Raw genomic sequence first — 23,329 nt, 5'->3', positions numbered from 1 at the left:
CGCTGCCGCCCACCAGCAGCAGTCCCGCCGCGGTGGCCAGCAGCGGGACCACCGGGGTGTCCGCGCCGGTCGCGGCCAGCGCGCCGGTGTCGGTGCCGCTCAGCGCGGTGGTGGTGAGCGAGGCCCCGCCGGCCGCGCCGCTGCCCGCCCCACCGCCGGAACCCTGGCCGCCCGAACCCTGGCCGCCCGCGGCCGGGTTGCCGCCGCCGGTCGTGCCGGAGGAGCCGGCGGCCGGCAGCTTGGCGTCCTTGTCGACGGCCAGGGTGGCGCTCACCGGGTCCAGGGCCGTACCCGCCGGGTAGTTGGAGAACACCGGGACACCCTCGGCGGTCAGCGTGGCCGGGACACCGGTGAGCGTGACGACGCCGTCGACCGGCTTCAAGGCGGCGGCGGGGACGTCGAGCTTGGCGATCCGCGCGCCGGTCAGCGCGGTCGACCGGCCGTCCGGGGACTTGCCGTTGACGTCGGCGGTGAGGAAGGCGCCGTCCTTGTCGATGACCAGGCCCGGCTTGGAGAGCGTGGTGTCGAGCGCCCAGCCGTCCTTGCCCGGGTGGCCGAGGAAGCGGACCGAGCCGGTGTAGCCGGCGGTGAGCGTGTGGTCGGCCGTGTTGTACGTGCCGGTGGCACCGCCGAAGCGGTAGTCGGCCGCGCCGCCGCCGAACTCGACCTTCCCGGCGGCCATCGGGGATTCGAGGTACTTGCGGAAGCTCTCCTTGACCGTCCAGTTCAAGGTGCCGTTCAGCACGGGCAGACGGTCGGAGCCGGCGCCGGGGGTGCCGGTCGGCAGGGGTGTCGCGGTGGCCGTGGCGGTCGGCGAGGCGGTGGCCGTGGCGGTCGCGGTCGCGGTCGCGGTCGGCGAGGCGGTCGCCGACGGCGAGGCGTTAGCGGACGGCGTGCCGGTCGGCTGCGCCGTCGGCGAAGCGGTGGCGGACGGGGTGGCCGTCGCCGTCGGAGTGGGCGTCACCGGGCCCTGCTTGAGCAGCAGCGACAGCGGGTCCATGTCCGTTCCCGCCCCGTAGAAGCCCGCGAAGGCCTTGGCGCCCTGCTCGGTGAGCTTCGCGCCGGTCGGCACCCCGGTGGTGGTGTCCCGCCCGACGGTGAAGGTCACCAGCGGCACGTCGTCGCGCCGGGTGATCTCGGAGGCGCCCACCGTCTCCTTGGCGGCCGTGTCGGCCGTGAGGGTGCCGGTGGTGCCCGAGGTAACGATCCTCAGGTCGCTGAGCGCGAGGTCCAGCGCGCCGTGGTGGGCGGTGAAGTGCACGCCGCCGGTGAACGAGGACTTGAGCGCGTGGGTGCCGAGGTCGTAGGTGGCGTTCGCCAGCCCGAAGTGGAAGGTGCCGTCGGCGTTGCGGGTCGCGCCGCCGGTCGGCTCGACCGCGCCGCCCTGGGAGGCCGGTCCCTCGATGTAGCTGCGGAAGCTGGCCTTCACCCCCCAGTCCAGCGCGCCGGTGTCGTAGCTGACGCTGCCCGGGGCGCCGCCGGCGAAGGCCAGCGCGGGGGCGCCGAGGGCGGTCAGGCCGAGGCCGGCGGTGGCGGCGGCCAGAGCGGCGAGCCGAGTGCGGTTGCGGGACATGGTGATGCTCCGTTCAGGTGACGGGGGGGACACGGGGGACGGGGACAAGGGGGACGGGGGCAGGACGGGAAGGGGGACGGCTCAGGCCGACTGGTCCGCGTCCGGCGCGGCGGCCGAGCGGCGGCGGCGCAGCAGCAGCCCGCCGGTCACGGCGAACGCGGCGACCAGCACCGCGCCGCCCGCCGTGGCGGCCACCGGGAAGCCGCCCGTGGAGGAGTCCGCGGCGGCCGCGACCGGCGAGGCGGCCGGGCTCACCGGGGTGGCCTCAGCGGCCGGGGTGGCCGGGGCGCTGCCGAGGTCGGGCAGCGGGGGCAGGGCGGCGGCCGGGTCGAGGGCGACGGCGAAGCTCAGCGGGTCCATCTCGGTCCCCGCCGGGTAGAGGCCGCCGAAGGCCTTGGCGCCGCCGTCGGCGAGCTTGAGCGGCAGTTCGACGGCCTTGAGCAGGCCGCCCTCCGGCTTGAGGCCGGCGGCGTCGAAGGTCGCCAGTTCGACGCCGGTCAGCTGCTGGGTGGCGCCGTCCGGGGTGCGTCCGGAGACGTCGGCGAGCAGGCGGCCCCGGCCCTCGGCCACGCTGACGGCCGGGTCGGCCAGGGTGAGGTCCAGGCCGTAACCGTCGCCACTGCGCAGACCGGTGAAGCGGACGGTACCGGTGAAGCCGGCGGTGAGTTCGCCGGTGCCGGGGTCGTAGCTGCCCTTGGCCGGGGTCCAGCGGTAGAAGGCGCCGCCGTCGGCCGCGCCGCCGCCGAGCTCCCAACGGCCCTGGGCGATCGTGCCGGTGACGTAGTCGCGGAAGGTGCGGCGCACGCCCCAGTCGAGGGCGCCGTTGCCGAACTCGGTCCGCGCGGGCGCCTGGGCGGCTGGCTGTGTGGCGGTCGCGGCCGGGGACGCAGCCGTGGGTGTCGCGCCCTGGCCGGTACCCGGCGTCGTGCCCGGGGTGGCGCCGGGCGCGGCCGCCGCCGGACTCGGCTGCGCGGCGGGCAGGTTGACGGAGAGGCTGAGCGGGTCCAGGGCCGTACCGGCCTGGTAGAAGTTGCCGAAGGCCTTCGCCCCGGCGTCGGTGAGAGTAGCCGGGACGTTGGCGAGGTTCAGCGTCCCGGCGGCGCCGCGCAGGTCGACGCCGGCCAGCGAGAGCTCGGCCAGTTTGGCCTGGCCGGCGGTGCCGACCTGGCCGGTCTCCTTGGACTTGCTGCTGACGTCGGCGTACAGCCCGGCCGCGCCACCGGGGGCGGCCCGGAAGGTGAGCCGCCCGAGGCTCAGGTCGAGCGCGTTGCTGCCGTTCTCCTGGTGCCCGGTGAAGCGGACCCCGCCGGAGAAGGCCGCGGTCAGCGCGCCGGTGGCCGGGTCGTAGGTGCCGTTGGCGGAGTGGAACCGGAAGGTGTTGCCGCCGACCGTGGCCGCGCCGCCGGTGAGCGCCCAACTGCCCTTGGCGATGGGCCCGGTGACGTAGGTCAGGAAGGACTGTCTGATCCCCCAGTCCAGCCGCCCGCCGGAGACCTTGCCTTCGGCGGCCACCGCCGGGGACGGCGAGAGGACCACCGCCGACAGGGCGGCGAGTACGGCCACCAGGGTGGCGGCCAGGCGGCGGAGCCGGCTGGGCAGGGACACGCGGATCACTCCTCGGAAGGACACGGCCGTGCGGGCAGGGAGGACCCTGCGGGCAGGCACGACAGGCAGGCACGACGCGCAGGCACGGCGGGACGGGCCGTGCGGGCACGACGGAGAAGGGGTGGCCGGGAAACCGACCCCCTTGCGGGATTTAGGTAAGGCTAACCTAATATGTGAGTCAAGAGCCCCGCCACCCGGCCTCCCCGGCCGGAGCGGACGACAACACCCCACGAAGGGAAGCCCGTTGAGCAGCAGTACGACCCGACCCCAGGTGGCCCGCGGGCCAGCCCTCCTGCTGCTACTCCTCGGCCTGGTGCTCGCCCTCACCGCTTGCAGCACCGCTCCTCGCACCGGCACCGCCACCGGCGGAACGACGGCCGGGGCCACCCGCTCCCCCGACGCGGTCGAGCCACTGCCCGTCGAACCCGTCCCCCGCCTCCCGGCCACCACCGCCTCCGCCGACGGCCGCCAGGTCACCGTCACCAGCGCCGAGCGGATCATCCCGCTCAACGGCAGCCTCGCCGAGCTGGTGTTCAGCCTCGGCCTCGGCCCCAAGGCGGTCGCCCGGGACGTCTCCACCACCTTCCGGCAGGCCGCCGCCCTGCCGGTGATCACCCAGGCCCACGAGGTCTCCGCCGAGGGCGTGCTGTCCCTGCACCCGACCGTCGTCCTCGCCGACCGCTCCACCGGCCCGGCCGAGGCGATCGACCAGATCCGCGCGGCCGGCGTCCCGCTGCTCGTGCTGGACGACGCCAAGCGCCTCGCCGACGTCGGCCCGCGCATCGACACCGTCGCCGCCGCACTCGGAGTCCCGGACGCCGGGCGGCAGTTGAAGGAGCGCACCGAGCAGCGGATCGCCGCAGCCGAGGCCGCCGTACCGGCCGGCGGCAGCCGGCCCAAGGTGGCCTTCCTCTACCTGCGCGGCAGCGCCTCCGTCTACCTGCTCGGCGGCCCCGCCTCCGGCGCCGGCTCGCTGATCGAGGCGGTCGGCGGCGAGGACGCCGGCACCGCCGCCGGACTCACCGGCGACTTCACCCCGCTCACCAGCGAAGCCCTGGTCAAGGCCGCGCCCGACGCGATCCTGGTGATGAGCAAGGGACTCGACTCTGTCGGCGGCGTCGACGGGCTGCTCAAGCTCCCCGGCGTCGCCCAGACCCCGGCCGGGCTGGACCGCCGGATCGTCTCCATCGAGGACGGCCAACTGCTCAGCTACGGCCCGCGCACCCCCCAGGTGCTCCGGGAGATCACCGCCCAGCTGCACCCGGCAGGCGCCAAGTGACCACCGCCGTACGGGAGAAGAACGCGGCGCAGAGCCGGCCGAAGGCCCGCCCCGGCCCCTCCCGCAGCACCCTGATCACCGTCGTGCTCGCCACCGCCCTGGTGCTCTGCGCCCTGCTCGCGGCCGGCACCGGCGCCTACCGCATCCCGCTCGGCGACATCCTCGGCTCCGCCGCCCACCGCCTCGGCCTCGGCGGGCACGCCCTGGAGCGCGTACCCGAATCGGTGCTGTGGAACGTCCGGCTGCCCCGGGTGGTGCTCGCCCTGCTGGTCGGCGGCTCGCTCGGCTGCGCCGGCGCCCTGATGCAGGGCGTGTTCGGCAACCCGCTCGCCGAGCCCGCCGTGATCGGCGTCTCCTCCGGCGGCGCGGTCGGCGCGGTGGCCTGCATCGTGCTCGGTCTGGACGCCCTCGGCGGCTGGACGGTCACCGTGTTCGCCTTCGCCGGCGGGCTGTCGACGGTCTTCGCGGTCTACCTGATGGCCCGGGCCGGCGGCCGGACCGAGGTGGTCACGCTGATCCTCACCGGGGTCGCGGTGAACGCCTTCTGCGGCGCGCTGATCGGCCTGCTGCTGTTCACCGCCGACTCCGCCGCGATCAGCCAGGTGACTTTCTGGCAGCTCGGCTCGCTCTCCCAGGCCACCTGGGGCAAGGTGCTCGCCGTCCTGCCCTTCGCCGTCGTCGGACTCACCGTCGCCCCGCTGTACGCCCGCAAGCTGGACCTGCTGGCGCTCGGCGAACGCCCCGCCCGCCACCTCGGGGTGGACGTCGAGCGGATGCGGCTCACCCTGATCGCCGTGGTCGCCCTGCTCACCGCGGCGGCCGTCGCGGTCAGCGGCATCATCGGCTTCGTCGGCCTGGTCGTCCCCCACCTGCTGCGGATGCTGGCCGGGCCCGGCCACCGCTTCCTGCTGCCCGCCTCGGCCCTCGGCGGGGCACTCGTCCTGGTCGCCGCCGACCTCGCCGCCCGCACCCTCGCCGCCCCGGCCGAACTGCCGCTCGGGGTGCTCACCGCCCTGATCGGCAGCCCGTTCTTCTTCTGGCTGCTGCGCCGGACCCGGACCAAGCAGGGAGGCTGGGCATGAGGCTGCACCGGTCCCGCCCCGTCCCCGAACGCCCTCTGCCCGGCTCCGAGTTGCTCGCCGCCGAGGCGGTCCGACTGACCGTCGGCGGCCGCCCGCTGCTGGCCGGCGCCTCGGTCCGGGTCACCGCCGGGGAGGTGGTCGCGCTGCTCGGGCCGAACGGCGCGGGCAAGTCCACCCTGCTCTCCGTCCTCGCCGGGGACGCCGCCCCGCAGGGCGGCACCGTCACCCTGCGCGGCCGCCCGCTGGCCGACTACGGCGCGGCCGAACTCGCCCTGCACCGGGCGCTGTTGCCGCAGTCCGCCACGCTGTCCTTCCCGTTCCCCGCCGACCGGGTGGTCCGGATGGGCCGCGCCCCCTGGACGGGGACGGCGGCCGCCGCCGAGGACGAGGCGGTGGTCGCCGAGGCGATGGCCGCCACCGAGTCCACCCCCTTCGCCGGGCGGCCCTTCACCGCCCTGTCCGGCGGCGAACGGGCCCGGGTCGCGCTCGCCCGGGTGCTCGCCCAGCGCACCCCGCTGCTGCTCCTGGACGAGCCCACCGCCGCCCTCGACCTGCGCCACCAGGAACTGGTGCTGCGGATCGCCCGGGAGCGCGCCGCCGCCGGGGACGGCGTGGTCGTGGTGCTCCACGACCTGTCCCTGGCGGCCGCCTACGCGGACCGGGTGGTCCTGCTGACGGACGGCAGCACGATCGCCGACGGCCCGGTCGCCGAGGTGCTGCGCGCACCGCTGCTCAGCGAGGTGTACGGCCACCCCGTCGAGGTGCTGCCCCACCCGCGCACGGGGGTGCCGCTGGTCCTGCCGGAACGGACCGGCGGGGCCCGCCCCTGACCCTCCGGCAACAGAAGGCAGCGCGGCCCGTGCCCCCGATCGGGGTACGGGCCGCGCTGCCGCGGGGGCCGGGTCAGTGCCGGTCGGCCGGGACGCAGCGGAAGGCGGCCGCGTCGGCGACGTCACCGTGGCCGCTGTAGCGGGAGACCAGCGGGTAGGCGCACAGGTTGCGGCTGACCGTACGGCCGTCCGCGGTGTTCAGGGTGGCGGGCAGCGTCTGCGGCGCCTTGCCCTGTTCGACCCAGGCGGTCAGCGCGGCGAGGTCGTCGGTGCGGCCGCTGGGACCGTTGAGCCCGCAGTGGGCCGCGCCCGGCACCAGGAACAGCCGGTAGAAGTCGTCGACCTGCTGCGCGCCGCCCAGCTCCCGCTCCACCTGCTTGCGGTAGCGCACCGTACCGTCGGCCGGGATGAACTCGTCGGCCGAGCCGTGCCAGCTGAGGAGCTTTCCTCCGGCGTCGCGGAAGGCGGAGAGGTCCGCGTCGTCGGTGCCGATGACGTCGTCGTACTCGGCCACCGACTGCTGGAACAGCTCGGTGAAGCGCGCGGTGGTGAGGGTGGTGACGTCGAGCGAGGGCTGCTCGGCCACCCAGGTGGACACCCACGCGGCGGGCACCGGGAACGGCGCGCCCACCGGCTTGCCCGACGGGTCCGTGGTGTGCCCCGCGAGGGCGCTCAGCTGGGCGCCCTTGGGCACCCCGGCCCACAGCCGGCGGCCGTCGGTGGTGCGCGGCCCGTCCCAGATCCGGCGGACCACCTCGGCGTCGGCCTCGGTGATCGTCACCTTCCTGCCCTCGCACTCGACGGTGGTGCCGATCAGCCGGCGCGGGTTGAAGCCGCACTCGTCCGGCCGGGACACCAGGCCGTCCCGGGCGCCGTCGAGCCCGTCGCAGGCCTGGACGGCGGCGGCGGTGAAGGCGTCGAACTCGCAGGCGGTCGGGTAGGTGTGCTGCTCGTTCATCACCATCTGCGGCCAGAGCGTGGCGACCTCGAACTCCGCCCAGTGCACGGCGGGCGCGTTGGCCAGGATGCCGTTGTAGTCCTCCGGGTACTTCTGCGCCTCCGCGTACCCCTGGCGCCCGCCGGTCGAACAGCCGTTGAAGTAGGAGTACGCGGCGGCCCGCTGGTAGTGGCCGGCGATGACGTCCTTGGCGACGACCGCCGCCTCGTGCTCGGAGCGGGACGCGAAGTTCTCCAGCAGCGCCGCGTCGACCGTGCCGTCGGCCTTCAACCCCCAGTGGCTGTCGAGGTACGTACCGACGCCGGCATCCGTGGTGGCGGCGGCGTAGCCGCTCTTCACGGCGAGGGCGAGCTTGCTGCCGTAGTCACCGGCGGCGTAGGCCTGGCCGCCGATCGTCTGCAGCCGGCCGTTCCAGGTCTGCTGCGGCAGCCAGACCCGCACCTTGGCGTGGTCGCCCTGGCCGGGGTGGGTGAGGGTGACCGTGACGTCGCAGAAGGCGGGGACGTCGGGGACGTGGTCGGCGCCCAGCGGGAACACCGCGGGCACGTCGACCGTGCCCGCCGGGTGGGCGACGGCGGTGACACCCTCCACCTGTGTCCCGTCGGGGGCCGTCACCGCGGGGGCGGCGCAGCTGGTGGCGGTGAGCGGCGCGGTGTCGGCCAGGGCGCCGGGCGCGTAGAGCACGGCGGCGAGGGACATGCCGACCGCGAGGGCGGTCAGGGAGCGTTTCATCGGGAGTTCCGTCCAGGTGTGTGAAGTGTTCTTGGGTGTAACGGGGTTGACGGTCCGGGCCGGATCCGGCCCGCCGTCAGGCGTGGTCGCGCGGGGCGGCTTCGGCGCCGGCCCGCTCCTCCGGCAGCCAGTGCGGGTGCTCACGACGCGCCCAGCTGCGGCTGACGTGGCCGGTGCGCATGCCCCGGCGCGACTCCGGGTCCCGCAGGGCCCGGCGGGTGTGCCCGATCAGGACCGCGACCACCGCCCAGGCGAGGCAGTCGTGGACGAAGATCGCGCTGGTCCGGGAGACGGCCGGCAGCAGCCCGGTGAACCACATCAGCAGTCCGGTCGCCGCCATCACCAGGACAGCGCCGGCGATCCAGCCCGCGTAGAGCTTCTGCCCCGCGTTGAACTTGCCCGCCGGTCGGTCCTGCGGCCCGGTCAGGCGGCGGCGCGCGGCCCGCAGCCACTGCCGGTCGTACGGGGCGAAGCGGTTCAGCCGGCGCAGGTCGGCGCGGACGGCACGGGAGAACAGGCCGAGCAGGAGCGGCACCGGCAGCAGGACGCCGGACCACTCGTGCAGGGTGACCATCAGGTGCCGCCGCCCGACGAGTTGGGCGAGCGGACCGAGGTAGAGGCAGGCTCCGGCGGCCAGGCAGAGCAGCATCAGCAGTCCGGTGCTCCGGTGGACCAGGCGCTGCGCCCGGGTGAACCGGCGGACCCGGTCGCCCGGTTCGGGCAGCGCCGGTTCGGGCCGTGCAGGTTCAGGCGCTGCGGTCGGCGCCGTCGAGCCAGCCGTCGACCGCATAGCCGTACTCCTCCCAGTAGCCGGGGATGACCCGGTCGGTGACGGTGATGCCGGAGAGCCACTTGGCCGACTTGTAGAAGTACATCGGCGCCACGTACAGCCGGGCCGGGCCGCCGTGCTCGTGACTGATCGGCCGGTCCTGCATGGTGAGCGCGACCAGTACGTCCGGGCGCCGGGCCTGCTCCAGGGTGAGGCTCTCGCTGTACGCGCCGTCGAAGCAGGTGAAGCGGAGCGCCTTGCCCTCGGTGCGCACGCCCGCCGCGTCCAGCAGGTCGGCGAGCCGCACCCCCTGGAAGGGCGTGCCGTCCACCCGCCAGCCGTCGGTGCACAGCACGTCCCGGACGATCCGGGTCTGCGGCAGCGCGCGCAGGTCGGGCAGGGTGTAGCTGCGCGGGCGGTCGACCAGGCCGTCGATCCGCAGGCTGTAGTCGGTCTCGTCCTTGCGCGGCACCGAGCCGACGATGCTGTAGTACCGGAAGCCGCCGGGGTCCGGCAGCAGCCCGGTGAGCCCGGTCGGATCGTGCTGAGAGGCCGCCCCGAGCAGCTTCTCCCACCCGCGCTGGAGCGGGGGCGCGGCGGCGAGTCCGGCCATCCCCGCGGCGAAGGTCCCCAGCAGCATCCGCCGCCCCACCGGTGCCCCTCGGGCATGCCGCTCGTGCTCCTTGGCCATGGTTCCACCCCTGGATCCGAGTAACTGCTCTGAACGGTTATGACGATGGCATCTCATCAGCCCAGCCGTCAACCGCTTCTGGACTCCCGGCGTGATGATGCGTCATCAAGCACCTACAAACCACCGCAAAGCAGCAACCCGAGCCTGTCGGACACGCGAGAGAGGTAACCTTTCTGAAAGGTTATGAGCAAGGCGAAAGGGAGACGACGCGAGCCGCCGGGGGCGACGACGACCGCGCCCCCGGCCCGGTGTGCGGGCAGGGGGCGCGGGTCTGGTCCGGTCTGGTCTGGGCGGGGTCGGAGCAGGGTCAGGGCGGGGTCAGGTCACCAGGTCACCGGAATCGCGGCGGCCATGATGGCCATCCGGTTCGGGTGCCACGGCACCTCGTCCACCGGCACCGCCAGGCGCAGCCCGGGGAACCGCTGGAGCAGGACCCGGAAGGCCGTGTCGGACTGCCGCCGCACCAGGTGGGCGCCGGGGCAGTGGTGACGGCCGTGACCGAAGCGCAGGTGGGGATTGGGCGAGCGGGCGGGCTCGAACCGCTCGGGGTCGGCGAAGGTGCCGGGGTCGTAGTTCGCCGCGTCCAGGGAGAGCAGGATCAGCTCACCGGCCTTGACCCGCTCGCCGCCCAGCGAGGTGTCCTCGGTGACGAAGCGCGGGATGGCGTTGCCGAGGACGACGCTGCACCGCAGCAGTTCCTCCACGTGCCGGGGTGTCGCCTCCGGGCTCTCCCGCAACTCCGCCATCGCCTCGGGGTGTTGGAGGAGGTTGACGGCGGCGACGCCCAGGAAGCCGGCGAAGTCCTCGTAGCCGCTGACGAACAGCACGGAGACGATGTTGGACAGTTGCTCGTCGCTCAGCCCCTTCGGCCCGGCGGGCCCCTCGGACGGCCGGTCGGCGTTCAGGTCGGCGAGCCGGTCGGCGAGGCCGCGCGGCTGCCCGGGGGTGCGGGCGGCCAGGAAGGCCGCCATGTAGGCGCGGATCTCCTCCCAGTTGACGGCCAGTTCCTCGTCCGAGTACGTGGCCATGGTGAGGTCCTTGTCGGCGCGCTCGGCGAGCCACGCACGGTCCTCGAAGGGCAGACCGAGCAGCCGGCACAGGCACTGTGCGGCGACCCACTCGGCGAAGTGGCGCTGGAGGTCGCCCGGCACGCCCTCGGCGACCATCCGCTCCAGGCCCTCCCGCGTCACCTCGGCGACCCAGTCGGCGGGCAGTTCGGGCTGGTTGCGGCCGAGCGCGGCGAGCACCTCGTCGCGCAGTCCGGCCTGCTGGAGGTGGTTCATGGCGTCCAGCAGTTCGGGTGCCAGGATCGGGGCGTCCTGGGTCGGGCTGTCGGCCTCGCCGAGTACGGAGCGGGCGAAGGCGCGGTCCCGCAGGACGTCGCGGGCCAGCTCGTAGCCGGTGACCAGCCAGGCCTCGCCACCGGCGTTGGTCCTGACCCGGGCGACGGGGCAACGGCTGCGCAGCTCGTCCAGCTCGGGGGCGAGGCGGTCGCCGTCGGTGCTGAACGGGTAGCGGGGCAGCGCCTCCACGTCCGGGATGCCGTCCGGGACCTCGTCGGTGGTGGCGGGCGCCTGGGGTGCGCTCATGCGGCGCGGTCCTTTCTCTACGGAAGCAGGGGTGCGCGGCTGTACGGGAGCAGGGGTGCGCGGCGGGGGTGCCGTCGTCACCAGCGCACCGGCAGCCGGGCGGGGGCGCGCAGCGGGGTGGTCTCGTCCCAGGGCAGCGACTCGGCGGGCTCGGCCAGTTCGATACCGGGCAGCCTCTCCAGCAGCACCTGGATCACCACGGCCAGCTGCATCCGGCTCAGGTGCGCACCGGTGCAGGCGTGCGGGCCGTGGCCGAAGGCGAGGTGCGGGTTGGGCGTGCGGGTGAGGTCGAGGCGGTCGGGGTCGGTGAACGCCTCGGGGTCGCGGTTGGCGGAGGCGGGCACCGGCACGACGGCGTCCCCGGCCCGGATCAGCTGCCCGTGGAGGGTGAGGTCCTCCTCCGCGACGAGGATGTTGATCGCGTTCATCAGCGGTACGTGGCGCAGCAGTTCGTCCACGGCGCCGGCGATCCCGGCGGGTTCCTCGCGCAGCCGGCGCAGCTGGTCGGGGTGGGTGAGGAGGGTGAGCAGGGCGTTCCCGGTGTGCTGCATGTTGGTCTTGTAGCCGGCCATCAGCATGGTGACGACGAAGCTGACCACGTCGTCCCTGTCCAGCTCGCTGCCGGGGCGGCGGGTCTCGGCGAGCAGCAGCCGGATGTAGTCCCCGTCCTGTTTCGGTTCCCCCGCTTCCTCCTCCTTGCGGGTGATCAGCTCGGAGGCGTAGTCCTGGAGGGCGTACAGCGCGGCGAGGATCTCGTCCATGGTCAGCCCGGCGGCGCTGAGCAGGGTGAGGGTGTGCGGGAGGTAGCGGTCGCGGTCCTCGTGCGGGAGGCCGATGGTCTCGCACAGCACGCGCAGCGGCAGCGGTTCGACGTAGCCGGCCACCAGGTCGGCCGTGCGGTCGGGCGAGCCGGCCGTCATGGCGTCGATCAGTTCCTCCGCGATGGCGCGGATGCGGGGCCGCATGAACTCCAGGCGCCCGCGGCCGAACAGCGGTAGGACGGCGCGCCGCACCCGCTCGTGGTGCTCTCCCCGCATCTCCAGGAAGGTCGGCAGGCAGGGCGGCGGCGCGTCGTCGCCCTCGACGGGCGGCCAGGCGGACAGCAGCGGCCGCACCAGCCTCGGGTCGGCGAAGGCGGCCCGGGCGTCCGCGTAGCGGCTGAGCAGCCACGCGGTCTCGCCGTTGGGCAACTGCGCCTGGACGACGGGCTGTTCGGCGCGCAGCCGGGCGTAGCCGCAGGGCGGTCCGGCGGTGCCGGGCGTCACCTCGGGGACGGGGATCGGGGCGGGGGCGGCGGTGTCGGTCATCGGGTGCCCTCCCGGACGCCGGTGGTGGTGGTGGGGCGCTGGAGGTAGCCGGAGCTGAAGAAGTACTCCAGGTACCGGTCCAGCAGGGCGGCGTCGACCGGCGGGCAGTGCAGCCCGCTGTCGGCCAGGGCGGCCTCGGCGTTGTGCCGGCCGAGCACCGGGAAGGTGCCCTCGAAGTAGAGCTCCTTGACGGACATGTCGGCGGTGCGGCTGCGGTCCACGCACAGCGACACGAAGGGCGCGGTGGCGCTGGTGGGGTTCGCGGCGACGTGGCGCACCAGCTCGTCCACCCACCGCTGGTAGGGCAGCGTGCGCACCGCGCAGCCGGCCGCGCGCATCCGGTCGATGACGTCCGACAGCATCGCGGGACGGGGGTTGGTGAGGTGGTAGGTGCGGCCGTCGGCGTCCCGCCGGGTGGCGATGTGGACGACGGCCTCGGCGAGGTGGTCGACCGGGACGAAGTCCATCGGCAGGGCGATGTCCGGGGCCAGCCCGGTCTCGGCGATCGTCCGGAAGAGCGAGCAGATCGCGGTCTCGGTGTTGCTCACCCCGCTCACCTGCTCCCCCGTCACCTCGTACGGACGGTGGACGGCCACCGGCAGTCCCTGCTCGGCGGCTCGGCGCAGCACCCCTTCGGCGACCCACTTGCTCTCGGCGTAGCCCATGGTGAGCCCGTCGGCGTGGGCCATCGGGGCATCCTCGGCGATGTCGCGCACCCCGGCGGCCCCGGCGCCGGCGACGACCGCGACGGTCGACAGGAAGTGGACCGGGACACGGCGGGGAGCGGCGAGCCGGACCATCTCCCGGGTGCCCTCCACATTGGGGGCGCGCAGCTGCTCGTACGGGTAGAGGAAGTTGACCTGGGCGCCGTTGTGGACGATCAGGTCCAGCCGGGCCGCCAGGTCGGCGCGCCGCTCGGCCGACAGTCCGAGGCCCGGCTCGGCCAGGTCGGCGGGGAAGCACTCCAGGCGTTGCCGGTCGGCCTCGTCGAGGTGCAGTCCGTAGCGGGCGAGGGCGGTGCGCACCCGCTGTTCGGCGTGGGCGGGGCTCGCGGCGCGGACGGGGCAGTGGATCCGGGCGGTGGTGCGGCGCAGCAGGGTGGTCAGCAGGAAGGCGCCGACGAAGCCGGAGGCACCGGTGAGCAGCACGTGCTCCGGGTCCCGGGGGCGGGGCGCGGGGCCCTGGGCGGGCGGCAAGTGGAAGCCGAGTTCGCTCTCCCGGACGAAGTCGACGGTGCTCTCCCCGGCGCCGTTCGGGGAGCCGTCGCGGGCGGCCCGAACGGCCTCGGTGAAGCGGGCGAGGGTGGGGGCGGTGAGCAGCGCCCGGATGAGGGTGGAGCTGAGTGCGGCGTCGAGGCCGAGGGCGGCGAGGGTGCGGGTGACGGCCTCGGAGGCGAGCAGGGAGTCGCCGCCGAGGTGGAAGAAGTCGTCCTCGGGGGCGGGCCGGGTGCGCAGCACCTGCTGCCAGATCCCGGTGAGGATCGCGGCGAGCCCTTCGGCCGGCTGCTCCTGCGGCGGGATGTCCGCGCGGCCGACGTCGACGGCGCGGAGGGCTTTGCGGTCCACCTTGCCGCCGCTGGTCACCGGGAAGCGGTCGAGGGCGACCAGCGCGGGCACGGCCTGCGGCGGCAGCCAGCGGGCGCAGTAGCCGCGCAGCTCGGGCAGCGGCAGGGGCTCCCCCGGGGCGGTGGGGGTGATGTAGGCGGTCAGCGCGTCGCTGTCGGCCTCGACGACGGCCTCGGCCACGGCGGGGTGGGCGCGCAGCCGGGCCTCCACCTCGTCGAGTTCTATCCGCGCGCCGCGCAGCTTGACCTGGCGGTCCGCGCGGCCGCGGTACTCCAGCAGGCCGTCGGCGGTGCGGACGGCCCGGTCGCCGGTGCGGTAGAGCCGGCCGCCGGGTTCGACCTGCGGCAGCCGGACGAACCGCTCCGCGGTCAGCTGCTCGTCGCCCGGGTAGCCGAGGGCCAGCCCGTCGCCGCCGACGTACAGCTCGCCCTCCTCGCCCGGCGCCGCGGGCGTGCCGTCGGCGCGCAGCACGTGGCAGGTGGTGGCGGCGTACGGGCGGCCGATCGGGACGCCGGCGGCGTCCTCGGGCAGCGGGCGGACGACGTGGGCGGTGGAGACCACCGAATTCTCGGTCGGGCCGTAGAAGTTGACCACGGTGGTGCCGGGGCAGGCGGCGAGGACGGCGTTCGCCAGGCGCGGGTCCATCGCCTCGCCGCCGGCCGAGACGAACCGCAGGCCCGCCATCGCCTGGGGGCGGGTCCGGGCGAGCAGGTGGAAGACGCTCGTGGTCAGGTAGGCGACGGTGACGCCCCGGCTGCGCAGCAGGTGTTCCAGCGCGGTCGGCGAGAGGAGTTCCTCGCGGTCGGCGATCACCAGGCAGGCGCCGGTCAGCAGGGCGCCCCAGATCTCGATGGTCGAGGCGTCCGAGGAGAGGCCGTAGCCGTGCAGGATCCGGTCGCCCGGCCCGGGCGGGGGCAGTTCGCGGTCGGCCAGGACGAGGCGGGCGACTCCCCGGTGCGGGATCGCCACCGGCTTGGGGCGGCCGGTCGTGCCGGAGGTGAAGGCGACGTAGGCGCAGTCTCCGGGGGTGGACGGGACGCCCGTGGTCCGGTCGGGTGCCGGTGCGCGGTCCCCGTCCTCGACGACCGGGATGCTCACCCGTAGGCCGCGGACCGGACGTTCGGCGCCGGGCAGAGTGACGGCGGCGCGCAGTCCGGCGTCCTCGGCCATGGCGCGCAGACGGGCCGGGGGCAGGTCGTCGTCCAGCGGGACGTAGGCGCAGCCGGCCTTGAGGATGCCCAGCAGGGCGATCAGCGCTTCCGGGGAGCGGCCGCCGCACACGCCGACGGGTTCGCCGGGGGTGATGCCCGCGGCCAGGAGGCGGGCGGCCAGGGCGGTCGATCCGGCGTCCACCTGGCCGTAGTCGAGGGTGCGGTCGCGGTGGCGGACGGCCGGTGCGCCCGGGCGGGCGGCCGCCTGCCGGGCGAAGAGCTCCGGCAGGGTGAGGTCCTGCGGCCGGTCGGCGCGGGAGGCGCGGGCCGCGGGGCGGGGGGCAGGGAGGTGGAGCGGGCGTGACGAAACGTCGATGTCGGTCATGGATCCTTCTCAGGAGGTGGCTCCGTCGGCCGCGGCTGCGGGCCGGTGCCGACGGCACGCCAGGTCAGTCCGCGCTGTCGGCGGCGGGGGCGGCGGGGGCGGCCGCCGGTTCGGCGGGCTCGGTGAAGTCGGCGGCGAAGGCCGAGAAGTCGGCGGTCCGCCAGCGCTGCGGGCGAAGCCGGAACAGGATGTCGTCCTTGAGCTGGTCGGCGGTGGCGGCGAGGTAGCCGCGGGCCTCGTCCGGGTCCAGGTAGCGGTGCGCCAGGGCGTCCCGGACGGCCGGCGGCACCGGGTCCTCGACGGCGACGACCGGCCCTTCGACGCTCACGTACCGGTAGGGCCGCCGCTCGTCCTGCACGCAGAGGCTGAACCGGCCGGCGGCGCGCAGGAGTCGTCCCTTGACCGTCTCGCGCCCCGTCTGGACGAGGACCTCGCCCCCGGGCTCGTAGCCGTACCAGACCGGCACGCACAGGGGCGCCCGGTCGCCTTCTCTGGGGTCCGCGACGCTCAGCACCCCGACCCGGCGGTCGGCGAGGAAGGTCTCCCGGGCGTCCTGCGACATGGTGGGCAGCATGAGTCGATCCCCTTTACGGATAAGGACGTTGAGGCCCGCAGCGGCTACTCGTCAGCCGTGGCCGCGACGGACGGCACAGCACTCGCCGGCGGGATGGGAGGGCAGCCACTCGATCGCGTGGCCGCGCCACCGGAGACGACGGCGGGCCGTTCGTCTCCGTAGGAACAGCATGACGGTACTGGCACGTACAGTGACGGAGAGATCACGCTACTGTCGTGAACATGTCACTCACTGGCCTGAACTGACCTGAACCGCACCACCACCCCCTCCCGCACCCTCCGTCTCGTGCGGGACGCCCAACCGTGATCGGAAAGCGGCTCGCGGGACGAACGCCCGGGCAACAGCTGGTATGACTGGGGGATGCAGGAAGAGACGGCACGCTCCGCGATCGACACCTTCATCTCCGCGTTCAACGCCTCGGACGACAGCTATGTCACCGCCCTCCTCTCCCAGGCGCTGACCTCGGACGTGGTCTTCTGGGGGCCACTGGGTCGCAGCGAGGGAATCGCGGCGGTCGAGCGGTTCGTACTGGACCTCCGGCGCCACCCGGCGGGGACCGGCACGATGGCGCGCTGCTCGGAGGTGGACATGCCGGACGAGTGGGCCCGGTACCGGTGGGTCTTCACCACCCCGGACGGCGGCCCCCGCCTGGCGGGGACGGACGTCGTCCATCTGCGACGGAGCCTCATCGACCAGGTCATCGTCTTCGCGGGGGAGTTGGAGCCGTCCCCCTCCTGACGCGCTGGTGATGCGCGGCGCGAGGGTCCCGGACGGGGGGCGCCGGCCGGGCAGGCCGATCGCCGCCCGGCCGACGGCCGTGGCCACCGCCGCGACGGAAGCGGAGTACGTCGAGGCGCGGTAGTCGTCACGGACGGCACGGGCCGTCAGGGCGCCGGACTCTCCGCGCCCTCGACGTCGGCGAGCAGCTTGCGCAGGATCATGTCCAGGGCGGCCCGCTCCTCGCCCGAGAGGGCGGAGAGCAGCGTGGTCTCGTTGGCCGCGTGGTCGGTGAAGGCGGCGTCCACGAGGGCGCGTCCGGCCGCCGTGAGGGCGATGCGGACGCTGCGCCGGTCCGCCGGGTCGGTGCGGCGTTCCACCAGGCCCGCCGATTCCAGCCGGTCGATCCGGCTGGTCATGCCGGCCCGTGACATCAGCAGCAGCGCGGCGAGTTCGGAAGGCATCAGTTCGTACGGCGCGCCGGAGCGGCGCAGGGTGGCGAGAACGTCGAACTCGCCGCGCTGGAGGCCGTGGTGCTTGAACACCTCTTCGACGACCCGGCCCGCGAGCAGCGCGAAGCGGCCGAGGCGGCCGACGATGCCGACCGCCGCCAGGTCGAGGTCCGGGCGCTCCCGGCCCCACTGGTCGAGCATGACGTCCACGTGATCCATGGGGGCATATTACTTCGGCGCTGGATAGTTAGACGTAGTACTATCAGCCAGAGAACTATCTGAGCACGCACTGTGGGGAGAGGCCAATGACGTTGATCGGACCGGAAGCCGTGGTGGTGCGGGGCGACGAAGCCGAGACCGTCGGAATGCTCGGCGGCAAGGGGCGGCTGCTGGCGGACTCCAGCGCCACCGGCGGCGCCCTGAGCACCCTGCGCGTCACACTGGGGCGCGGCAAGGACGGCGCCACTCCGCACTACCACGGGGGCTCCTCGGAGCTGTTCTTCGTCGTCGACGGCTCGGCCCAGGTGCTGGTCGGGAATGAGGTGGTCACCGCCCGCAGCGGCGACCTCGTGGTGGTGCCGCCCCATCTGCCGCACGCCTTCGCGGCGGCTCCGGACTCCGGGGCGGACCTGCTGATCGTGATCACCCCCGGGGTGGAGCGCTTCGACTACTTCCGCCTGCTGGAGCGGATCCGCGCGGGCGAGGCGACGGTCGAGGAACTCCTCGCCAAGCAGGACCTCTTCGACAACCACTTCCTGGAGTCGCCGAGTTGGCGCGACGCCCGGGAGGAAGCCGCCCGGGCCGAGCCGTAGACCGCCCCGGCACCCAGCTCGGCCCGACACCAGGGAAGGAACCCCGTGACCGACACCCGCACCATCACCAACCCGCCCGGCCTGCACGACCCGACGCCGTTCGGCTACAGCCACGCCGCCTCCGCGCCCGGCGAACCGGTGTTCATCGGCGGCCAGTACGCCTCCGACGCCGGCGGCCAGGTCGTGCCCGGCGACTTCGCCGCCCAGGTGGAGCTCGCCCTCGCCAACCTGCGCACCGCGCTCGCCGGGGTCGGCCTCGGCTTCGAGCACGTGGTCCGGCTCGGCTCGTACGTCGTCGACCACGACCTGGAGAAGCTGGCCGTCCTCGGCAGCGCCCTGGCCGGGGCCTGGGGCGACCGGCTGCCCGCGCAGACGCTCAGCGGGGTCGCCTCGCTCGCCCTGCCGGGGATGCTCTTCGAGATCGACGCGGTCGCCGTCCGGCCGGCGGCGGGGGCAGCGGGCTGACCCGCCTACGCGAAGGGGTCCCACCGGTCGGTGGGACCCCTTCGCCGTACCGGAGCCCTGCCCCGTGCGGTGCCGCGCTGCAGCGGTGCGTCAGCCCTGTGCGGTGCCGCGCTGCGGCGGTGCGCTGCGGTGGTGCGTCAGCCCTGTGCGGTGTCGCCGTCCGCCCGCTCGGCGCCCTCGGCCGTTCCTGCCTTCTCGCGCATCTTGCGCACCAGCTCGGCCTTCTGGTCGGCTGCACCCTGGCGGTCGAGGTTGCGGTGCGGGCCGTTGTTCTGCCGTTCGGCGCGGGACAGCCTCTTGCGCTGGCCGCCGCCCATGCCCACGGGATTGTTGATGTTCTTGCTCACGGTCTTGGGTTCTCCCGGTGGTGAAGTGAAGTGAAGTGAAGCGGTCTACGGATTCATCGGTGGGGGACGGGCGGCGACGTCGAAGGACGTCAGCAGGGGCCCATCACGCGCTCACTCGTAGATCGGCGTCTGGAAGCACACGAGGAAGACGTTACCTGGTTCCGTCGGCCCCGCACACCAACCAGCCGGCCGGCCCTCCTCCGCCCCGACGATCAGGAGGCCGAGGTCGCCCGGGACACGGAATCCGGGATCCCACGCTCCGTCGCCCGGCTCAGCCGAGGGCGCGGTCGAGGTTGAAGGCCGCGCTGATCAGTGACAGGTGGGTGAACGCCTGGGGGAAGTTGCCGAGTTGCTCGCCGGTGCGGCCGATCTCCTCGGCGTAGAGGCCGAGGTGGTTGCCGTAGGTGAGCATCTTCTCGAAGGCCAGCCGGGCCTCCTCCAGGCGGCCGGCCCGGGTGAGTGCCTCGACGTACCAGAAGGAGCAGATCGAGAAGGTGCCCTCGGTGCCGTGCAGGCCGTCCGGGCTGGCCGCCGGGTCGTAGCGGTAGACCAGGGAGTCGGAGACCAGGTCCCGGGTGAGCGCGTCCAGGGTCGCCAGCCACTTGGGGTCGGTGGGCGAGACGAACTTGGCCATCGGCATCATCAGCACCGAGGCGTCCAGGACGTCGGCGCCCAGGGACTGGACGAACGCGCCGCGTTCGGCGGACCAGCCCTCCCGCATGATCTGCCGGTAGATCGCGTCCCGGTTCCGCAGCCAGCGGCCGAGGTCCGCGGGCAGGCCGCGCCGGTTGGCCATCCGGATCGCCCGCTCGATCGCGACCCAGCACATCAGCCGCGAGTAGACGAAGTCCCGCCGGCCGCCCCTGGTCTCCCAGATGCCCTCGTCGGGCTGGTCCCAGTGGTCGCAGAGCCAGTCCACGACGGCGCCGACCTCGTCCCAGTGGTCGCTGCTGATCGGCTGCCCCCACTTGTCGTACAGGTAGACGGAGTCGATCAGCGCCCCGTAGATGTCCAGTTGGAGCTGGTGGGTGGCGCCGTTCCCGACCCGCACCGGCGCCGAGCCCAGATGCCCTTCGAGGTGGTCCAGTTCGGACTCGGGAAGGTCCTTGCGCCCGTCGATGCCGTACATGATCTGCAGCGGGCCGGACGGGCCGGCGCCCCGCATGATGCCGCGCTCGGACAGGAAGGCCATGAACGCCTCGGCCTCCGAGGTGAAGCCCAGGCGGAGCATGGCGTAGACGCAGAAGGCCGCGTCGCGCACCCACACGTACCGGTAGTCCCAGTTGCGTTCGCCGCCGATCCGCTCGGGCAGGCTGGTCGTCGGCGCGGCCACGATCGCGCCGGTCGGCGCGTAGGTGAGCAGCTTCAACAGCAGCGCGGAGCGGTGCACCATCTCCCGCCAGCGGCCGCGGTAGCGCGAGCGGCTCAGCCAGTCGCACCAGAACCGGACGGTCGCCTCGAACTGCGCCTCCGCCTCGGCGTGCGGACACGCCCGCGGGCGGACGTCCTCACCGATCCGGTCCAGCGCGAACACCACGGACTCGCCCTCCAGGAGCTTGAAGTGCGAGCGGACGTCCCGGCCGTCGCCCTCCAGCGGCACGGTCGACGTCAGCGCCAGGGCCATCGACGGGGCCTCGAAGACGGCCTCACCCGCCCGCACCCGCACCGTGTGCGGCTCCGCTCCGTAACCGAAGCGGGGCGCGATCCGGGCCGCGAACGGCAGTGTCCCGCGTACGCACACCACCCGCCGGATCAGCCGGTGCCGGGAGGCCTCGCGGGACTCGTCGACGACCGGCATGAAGTCCTGGATCTCCGCCACGCCGTCGGCCGCGTAGAACCGCGTGATCAGCACATTGGTGTCGGGGAAGTAGAACTGCCGGGTCCGGGCCGGCACGTCGGCGGCCAGCTCGAAGGAGCCGCCCCGCTCGGCGTCCAGGATGGACCCGAACACGCTGGGCGCGTCGAACCGCGGGCAGCAGTACCAGTCGATGGTGCCGTCCGTCCCCACCAGCGCGGCCGTACGGAGGTCACCGATCAACCCGTGCTCGGCGATCGGCAGATAGCGCGCTCCGCCCCCGCCCCCGCCCCCACCTCTGGATCCGGCCTCGAACTCCATGCCGGCCTCCCTACCGTTTCAGCGAGGGAAGGTACGGGCCGCAGCGGACCTCGCCTCTCATGGTAGATCGCCCCCGGCGTTCGGCACGGCGGGCCGGGCAGCGGCCGCTCCCCCGGCACGGCCACCGCCCGTCACGCGGTGGTGTGCCAGGACCGGCAGGCGGGCTCGTGCCAGGTGGTGCGGACGGCCCGGCCGCTCCGGGTGAGGTGTTCGCTGGACCACGTGCGGCAGCACCGGCCGACCGGCGGAGCCGGGACCGGCTGCCGCACGGGCCGGGCCTGGGCGGCGGACGCGGGCGCGGTGGAACGGCGGCGGTGGCGGCGGGTGATCCCGGGTGTCGTCATGTCGCAGGCTCTGCCCACCGGGCCGCCCCGCCGAACCCCGCGCTCACCCGAACGGCGCAATCCGTGCGCTCTCGGCGAAGTGGCCACCCCGCCGTCGTCCCGAAACCGCCGGGCTCCTCGCGGCCGGGGTCGGAGTCGGGGTCGGGGTCGGGGTCGCGGCCGGAGTCGGGGTCGCGGCCGGAGTCAGGTTCCCACGTGGTGCCAGGCGTGCCCGCACCCGCCCGCGCAGAAGACGGCCCGCCGCCGCTCGTCGGCGACACCGAGGAGCGCCACCAGCAGCCGGAACGCCTTGGCCCGTTCGTCCTGCGGAAGGTCGGCGATCTTCACCAGCTGCTCGCCGATGCGCCCGCGCACGAGCAGGACGGCCGGGGTGTGGGTGGGCCTGATCCCGGCCCGGCGGATGCTCTCCGGGCCGTCCTCGCCGGTGGCCCGGGCCTGGAGGCAGAACTCCGCCAGCATGCGCAGGACTTCGCACTGCTCGGCGTCGGCCAGGCCCTCGAACCAGCTCAGGCCCTCACCGAGCGGCCGGACGCCCTGCGCCAACTCGTTGAGGACGACCGTGCGTCCGTCCATCCCGTCCCTCCCCCGATCCACCTGGTGGCCGACCGCGCGGGGCCGTCGCACCGAATCGCACTGTACCGCCCGGTACTGGAACGGGAAGTCGGCCCGGTCGACTTCCCGTTCCAGCGCGAGAGGCTCGCTACGCTGAGGCGGCATCAGACGGGCGGCACCCGTCAGGGGCCGCCGCGGAACGACGAGAGAGGACGGCCGGTGGACATCTGGACGGAGGACCTCCGGGCGCGGCTGGCGCAGCCGTGGATCTGGTTCGTGGCGACGACCGGGGTGGACGGTGCTCCGCACGTCACGCCGATGTGGGTCGGTCTGGAGGGCGAGCGGGTGTACTTCAACACCTCCGTCGGCCGGATCAAGGAGCGCAACCTGCGCCACGACCCCCGGGTCTGCCTCTCCGCCTCCGACCCGGCCGATCCGTACGACCGGGTCCAGATCCACGGCCGGGCCGTCGAGTTCGTGACCGGCGAGCAGGCCGACCGGCAGATGGACCGTCTCGCCCGCAAGTACCTCGGCGTCGAGGAGTACGGCTGGCGCATCCCCGGCGAGCGGCGGGTCACCGTGTTCGTCGAGCCCACCCGGATCCGCCGGGTCGTCGGGGTCGAACCACTGCCGGCCGCCGCCCGGGCCACCGACTGACCGTGCCCTCCTCGGCGTCAGCGGCCGCACTGCCGCCGGAACGGGCGGTGGCAGCGGGGTCGATGGTGGTTCACGACGGTGGGCGCCGCCGGGGGCATCGAGTTGACGGGATCGTTCGTCCTCGGAAGCATGTGTGGCCGCGTGCCTGCGCGGCTGGGCGCAGGCCGGTTCTCCGGGATGTGGGGTCATGGTGTTGGTGAGGTCCGGGCGGGGCGTGGCAAGGGCGGGGCTGGCCGTCGGAGCGGCGATGGTGCTGGCGGTCTGCACGGCCGGCGGGGCCGACGCCGCGCAGGCCGGTGCGCCGTCGCCCGGGCAACCCGCGGCGTCCGCCGCCGCGACCTCCGCGACCTCCGTCCGGATCACGGAGGGCGAGGTCGGCGAGGTGGGTCCGCGGGGGACGATCACCTACCCGTCGGTGACCAGCTGCCTGGTCGTCACCGTCCTGCTGCGGGACGGCGGCAAGGTCGGTGGCCATGCGAGCCTGTTCCAGGTCCCGGGGAAGTACAGCTCGGACGAGATCCTCCCCGCCATCAGGCGGGCCGTCGGCCACCGGCCGGTGCAGTCCGTCGACGTCAGCGGGGCCGTCGGGGCCTGGAACCCCTCGTACTTCCGGAAGGCCGTCGAGCGGTACACCGACACGGCCCCGCCCGGGCCGACCGGCGACGCGCACGGGATCGGCGACGCGGTGGCCCGCCTGCTGGGCCAGCCGCGCGGGAAGGTCACCGTCCAGGACCTGCCGGACGGCGACATCACGAGGTGAGACGCGGCCGACCGCCC

At 74.2% G+C, this 23,329-nt stretch carries 22 protein-coding genes; 8 read left to right on the top strand and 14 right to left on the bottom strand.

From position 1 onward, the window contains the following. Nucleotides 1–1,573 (bottom strand): HtaA domain-containing protein (locus ACFXPX_RS37560; protein WP_380644654.1); only part of this gene is annotated, 1,573 nt, incomplete at its 3' end. Nucleotides 1,574–1,654: 81 nt separating this feature from the next. Then, a complete protein-coding gene (locus ACFXPX_RS37555; protein ID WP_380528635.1) occupies nt 1,655–3,178 on the bottom strand; it encodes an HtaA domain-containing protein in 1,524 nt (507 codons plus the stop codon). Between the two features lie 244 nt (nt 3,179–3,422). Here ACFXPX_RS37555 and ACFXPX_RS37550 point away from each other — a divergent pair, with 244 nt between their 5' ends. Genes ACFXPX_RS37550 through ACFXPX_RS37540 form a run of 3 tightly spaced genes read left to right on the top strand, consistent with a single transcriptional unit; the run spans nt 3,423 to nt 6,369 of the window. After that, nucleotides 3,423–4,457 carry a hemin ABC transporter substrate-binding protein gene (locus ACFXPX_RS37550; protein WP_380528633.1) on the top strand — a complete coding sequence of 345 codons (1,035 nt, stop codon included), beginning with the start codon at nt 3,423–3,425 and terminating at the stop codon, nt 4,455–4,457. Continuing rightward, nucleotides 4,454–5,539, top strand: a complete 1,086-nt coding sequence (locus ACFXPX_RS37545) for a FecCD family ABC transporter permease (RefSeq protein WP_380528631.1) — start codon at nt 4,454–4,456, stop codon at nt 5,537–5,539. The genes ACFXPX_RS37550 and ACFXPX_RS37545 overlap by 4 nt, the downstream gene beginning before the upstream one ends. Next, the gene (locus tag ACFXPX_RS37540) at nt 5,536–6,369 is read left to right on the top strand and encodes a heme ABC transporter ATP-binding protein (RefSeq protein ID WP_380528629.1); all 834 of its coding nucleotides are present in this window, start codon (nt 5,536–5,538) and stop codon (nt 6,367–6,369) included. Before ACFXPX_RS37545 ends, ACFXPX_RS37540 begins: the two co-directional genes overlap by 4 nt. 73 nt (nt 6,370–6,442) lie before the next feature. Here ACFXPX_RS37540 and ACFXPX_RS37535 read toward each other — a convergent pair whose 3' ends face one another. The 7 genes from ACFXPX_RS37535 to ACFXPX_RS37505 all read right to left on the bottom strand — a co-directional run bounded on the left by ACFXPX_RS37535 (nt 6,443) and on the right by ACFXPX_RS37505 (nt 16,090). Beyond that, the gene (locus ACFXPX_RS37535; protein ID WP_380644653.1) at nt 6,443–8,059 is read right to left on the bottom strand and encodes a tannase/feruloyl esterase family alpha/beta hydrolase; all 1,617 of its coding nucleotides are present in this window, start codon (nt 8,057–8,059) and stop codon (nt 6,443–6,445) included. Between the two features lie 76 nt (nt 8,060–8,135). After that, a complete protein-coding gene (locus ACFXPX_RS37530) occupies nt 8,136–8,849 on the bottom strand; it encodes a cytochrome b/b6 domain-containing protein (protein WP_380528625.1) in 714 nt (237 codons plus the stop codon). After that, a complete protein-coding gene (locus ACFXPX_RS37525) occupies nt 8,806–9,519 on the bottom strand; it encodes a molybdopterin-dependent oxidoreductase (RefSeq protein WP_380528623.1) in 714 nt (237 codons plus the stop codon). The genes ACFXPX_RS37530 and ACFXPX_RS37525 overlap by 44 nt, the downstream gene beginning before the upstream one ends. Nucleotides 9,520–9,842: 323 nt before the next feature. Then, the gene (locus tag ACFXPX_RS37520) at nt 9,843–11,108 is read right to left on the bottom strand and encodes a cytochrome P450 (protein ID WP_380528621.1); all 1,266 of its coding nucleotides are present in this window, start codon (nt 11,106–11,108) and stop codon (nt 9,843–9,845) included. Nucleotides 11,109–11,185: 77 nt separating this feature from the next. Next, complete coding sequence (locus ACFXPX_RS37515) at nt 11,186–12,415, bottom strand: cytochrome P450 (RefSeq protein WP_380644652.1); 1,230 nt, start codon at nt 12,413–12,415, stop codon at nt 11,186–11,188. After that, nucleotides 12,412–15,516 (bottom strand): amino acid adenylation domain-containing protein, encoded by a 3,105-nt coding sequence (locus ACFXPX_RS37510; protein ID WP_380644651.1) that lies wholly within the window; start codon nt 15,514–15,516, stop codon nt 12,412–12,414. Before ACFXPX_RS37510 ends, ACFXPX_RS37515 begins: the two co-directional genes overlap by 4 nt. A gap of 64 nt (nt 15,517–15,580) precedes the next feature. Further along, nucleotides 15,581–16,090, bottom strand: a complete 510-nt coding sequence (locus ACFXPX_RS37505) for a pyridoxamine 5'-phosphate oxidase family protein (protein WP_380592832.1) — start codon at nt 16,088–16,090, stop codon at nt 15,581–15,583. Nucleotides 16,091–16,450: 360 nt separating this feature from the next. On the opposite strand from ACFXPX_RS37505, the gene ACFXPX_RS37500 reads away from it, so the two are divergent. Beyond that, on the top strand, nt 16,451–16,828 hold the full coding sequence (locus ACFXPX_RS37500; RefSeq protein ID WP_380408990.1) for a nuclear transport factor 2 family protein: 378 nt from the start codon (nt 16,451–16,453) through the stop codon (nt 16,826–16,828). 146 nt (nt 16,829–16,974) lie between these two features. On the opposite strand, the gene ACFXPX_RS37495 is transcribed toward ACFXPX_RS37500, so the two are convergent. Next, nucleotides 16,975–17,478, bottom strand: coding sequence for a MarR family winged helix-turn-helix transcriptional regulator (locus tag ACFXPX_RS37495; protein WP_380528613.1), 504 nt, complete (start codon nt 17,476–17,478; stop codon nt 16,975–16,977). An 86-nt stretch (nt 17,479–17,564) separates the two neighbouring features. Here ACFXPX_RS37495 and ACFXPX_RS37490 point away from each other — a divergent pair, with 86 nt between their 5' ends. Then, the gene (locus tag ACFXPX_RS37490; protein ID WP_380644650.1) at nt 17,565–18,071 is read left to right on the top strand and encodes a cupin domain-containing protein; all 507 of its coding nucleotides are present in this window, start codon (nt 17,565–17,567) and stop codon (nt 18,069–18,071) included. Nucleotides 18,072–18,116: 45 nt separating this feature from the next. Next, nucleotides 18,117–18,536, top strand: a complete 420-nt coding sequence (locus ACFXPX_RS37485) for a RidA family protein (RefSeq protein ID WP_380644649.1) — start codon at nt 18,117–18,119, stop codon at nt 18,534–18,536. A 137-nt stretch (nt 18,537–18,673) separates the two neighbouring features. Here ACFXPX_RS37485 and ACFXPX_RS37480 read toward each other — a convergent pair whose 3' ends face one another. From ACFXPX_RS37480 to ACFXPX_RS37465, 4 genes are all read right to left on the bottom strand, one after another. Then, a complete protein-coding gene (locus tag ACFXPX_RS37480; RefSeq protein WP_380528610.1) occupies nt 18,674–18,883 on the bottom strand; it encodes a DUF6243 family protein in 210 nt (69 codons plus the stop codon). A gap of 271 nt (nt 18,884–19,154) precedes the next feature. Beyond that, a complete protein-coding gene (locus tag ACFXPX_RS37475; RefSeq protein ID WP_380644648.1) occupies nt 19,155–20,999 on the bottom strand; it encodes a glycoside hydrolase family 15 protein in 1,845 nt (614 codons plus the stop codon). 131 nt (nt 21,000–21,130) lie between these two features. Continuing rightward, nucleotides 21,131–21,343 carry a hypothetical protein gene (locus ACFXPX_RS37470; protein WP_380528606.1) on the bottom strand — a complete coding sequence of 71 codons (213 nt, stop codon included), beginning with the start codon at nt 21,341–21,343 and terminating at the stop codon, nt 21,131–21,133. A gap of 183 nt (nt 21,344–21,526) precedes the next feature. Next, the gene (locus ACFXPX_RS37465; RefSeq protein ID WP_380644647.1) at nt 21,527–21,916 is read right to left on the bottom strand and encodes a DUF5958 family protein; all 390 of its coding nucleotides are present in this window, start codon (nt 21,914–21,916) and stop codon (nt 21,527–21,529) included. A 198-nt stretch (nt 21,917–22,114) separates the two neighbouring features. Here ACFXPX_RS37465 and ACFXPX_RS37460 point away from each other — a divergent pair, with 198 nt between their 5' ends. Both ACFXPX_RS37460 and ACFXPX_RS37455 read left to right on the top strand, forming a co-directional pair. Then, nucleotides 22,115–22,552 carry a PPOX class F420-dependent oxidoreductase gene (locus tag ACFXPX_RS37460; protein ID WP_380528602.1) on the top strand — a complete coding sequence of 146 codons (438 nt, stop codon included), beginning with the start codon at nt 22,115–22,117 and terminating at the stop codon, nt 22,550–22,552. Between the two features lie 214 nt (nt 22,553–22,766). Further along, nucleotides 22,767–23,312, top strand: a complete 546-nt coding sequence (locus ACFXPX_RS37455) for a hypothetical protein (RefSeq protein WP_380644646.1) — start codon at nt 22,767–22,769, stop codon at nt 23,310–23,312. Nucleotides 23,313–23,329: the final 17 nt, after the last annotated feature.

The sequence above is a fragment of the Kitasatospora sp. NPDC059146 genome (genome assembly GCF_042786665.1).
Classification (GTDB): domain Bacteria; phylum Actinomycetota; class Actinomycetes; order Streptomycetales; family Streptomycetaceae; genus Kitasatospora.
This window is presented reverse-complemented; position numbering and strand designations above follow the sequence as displayed.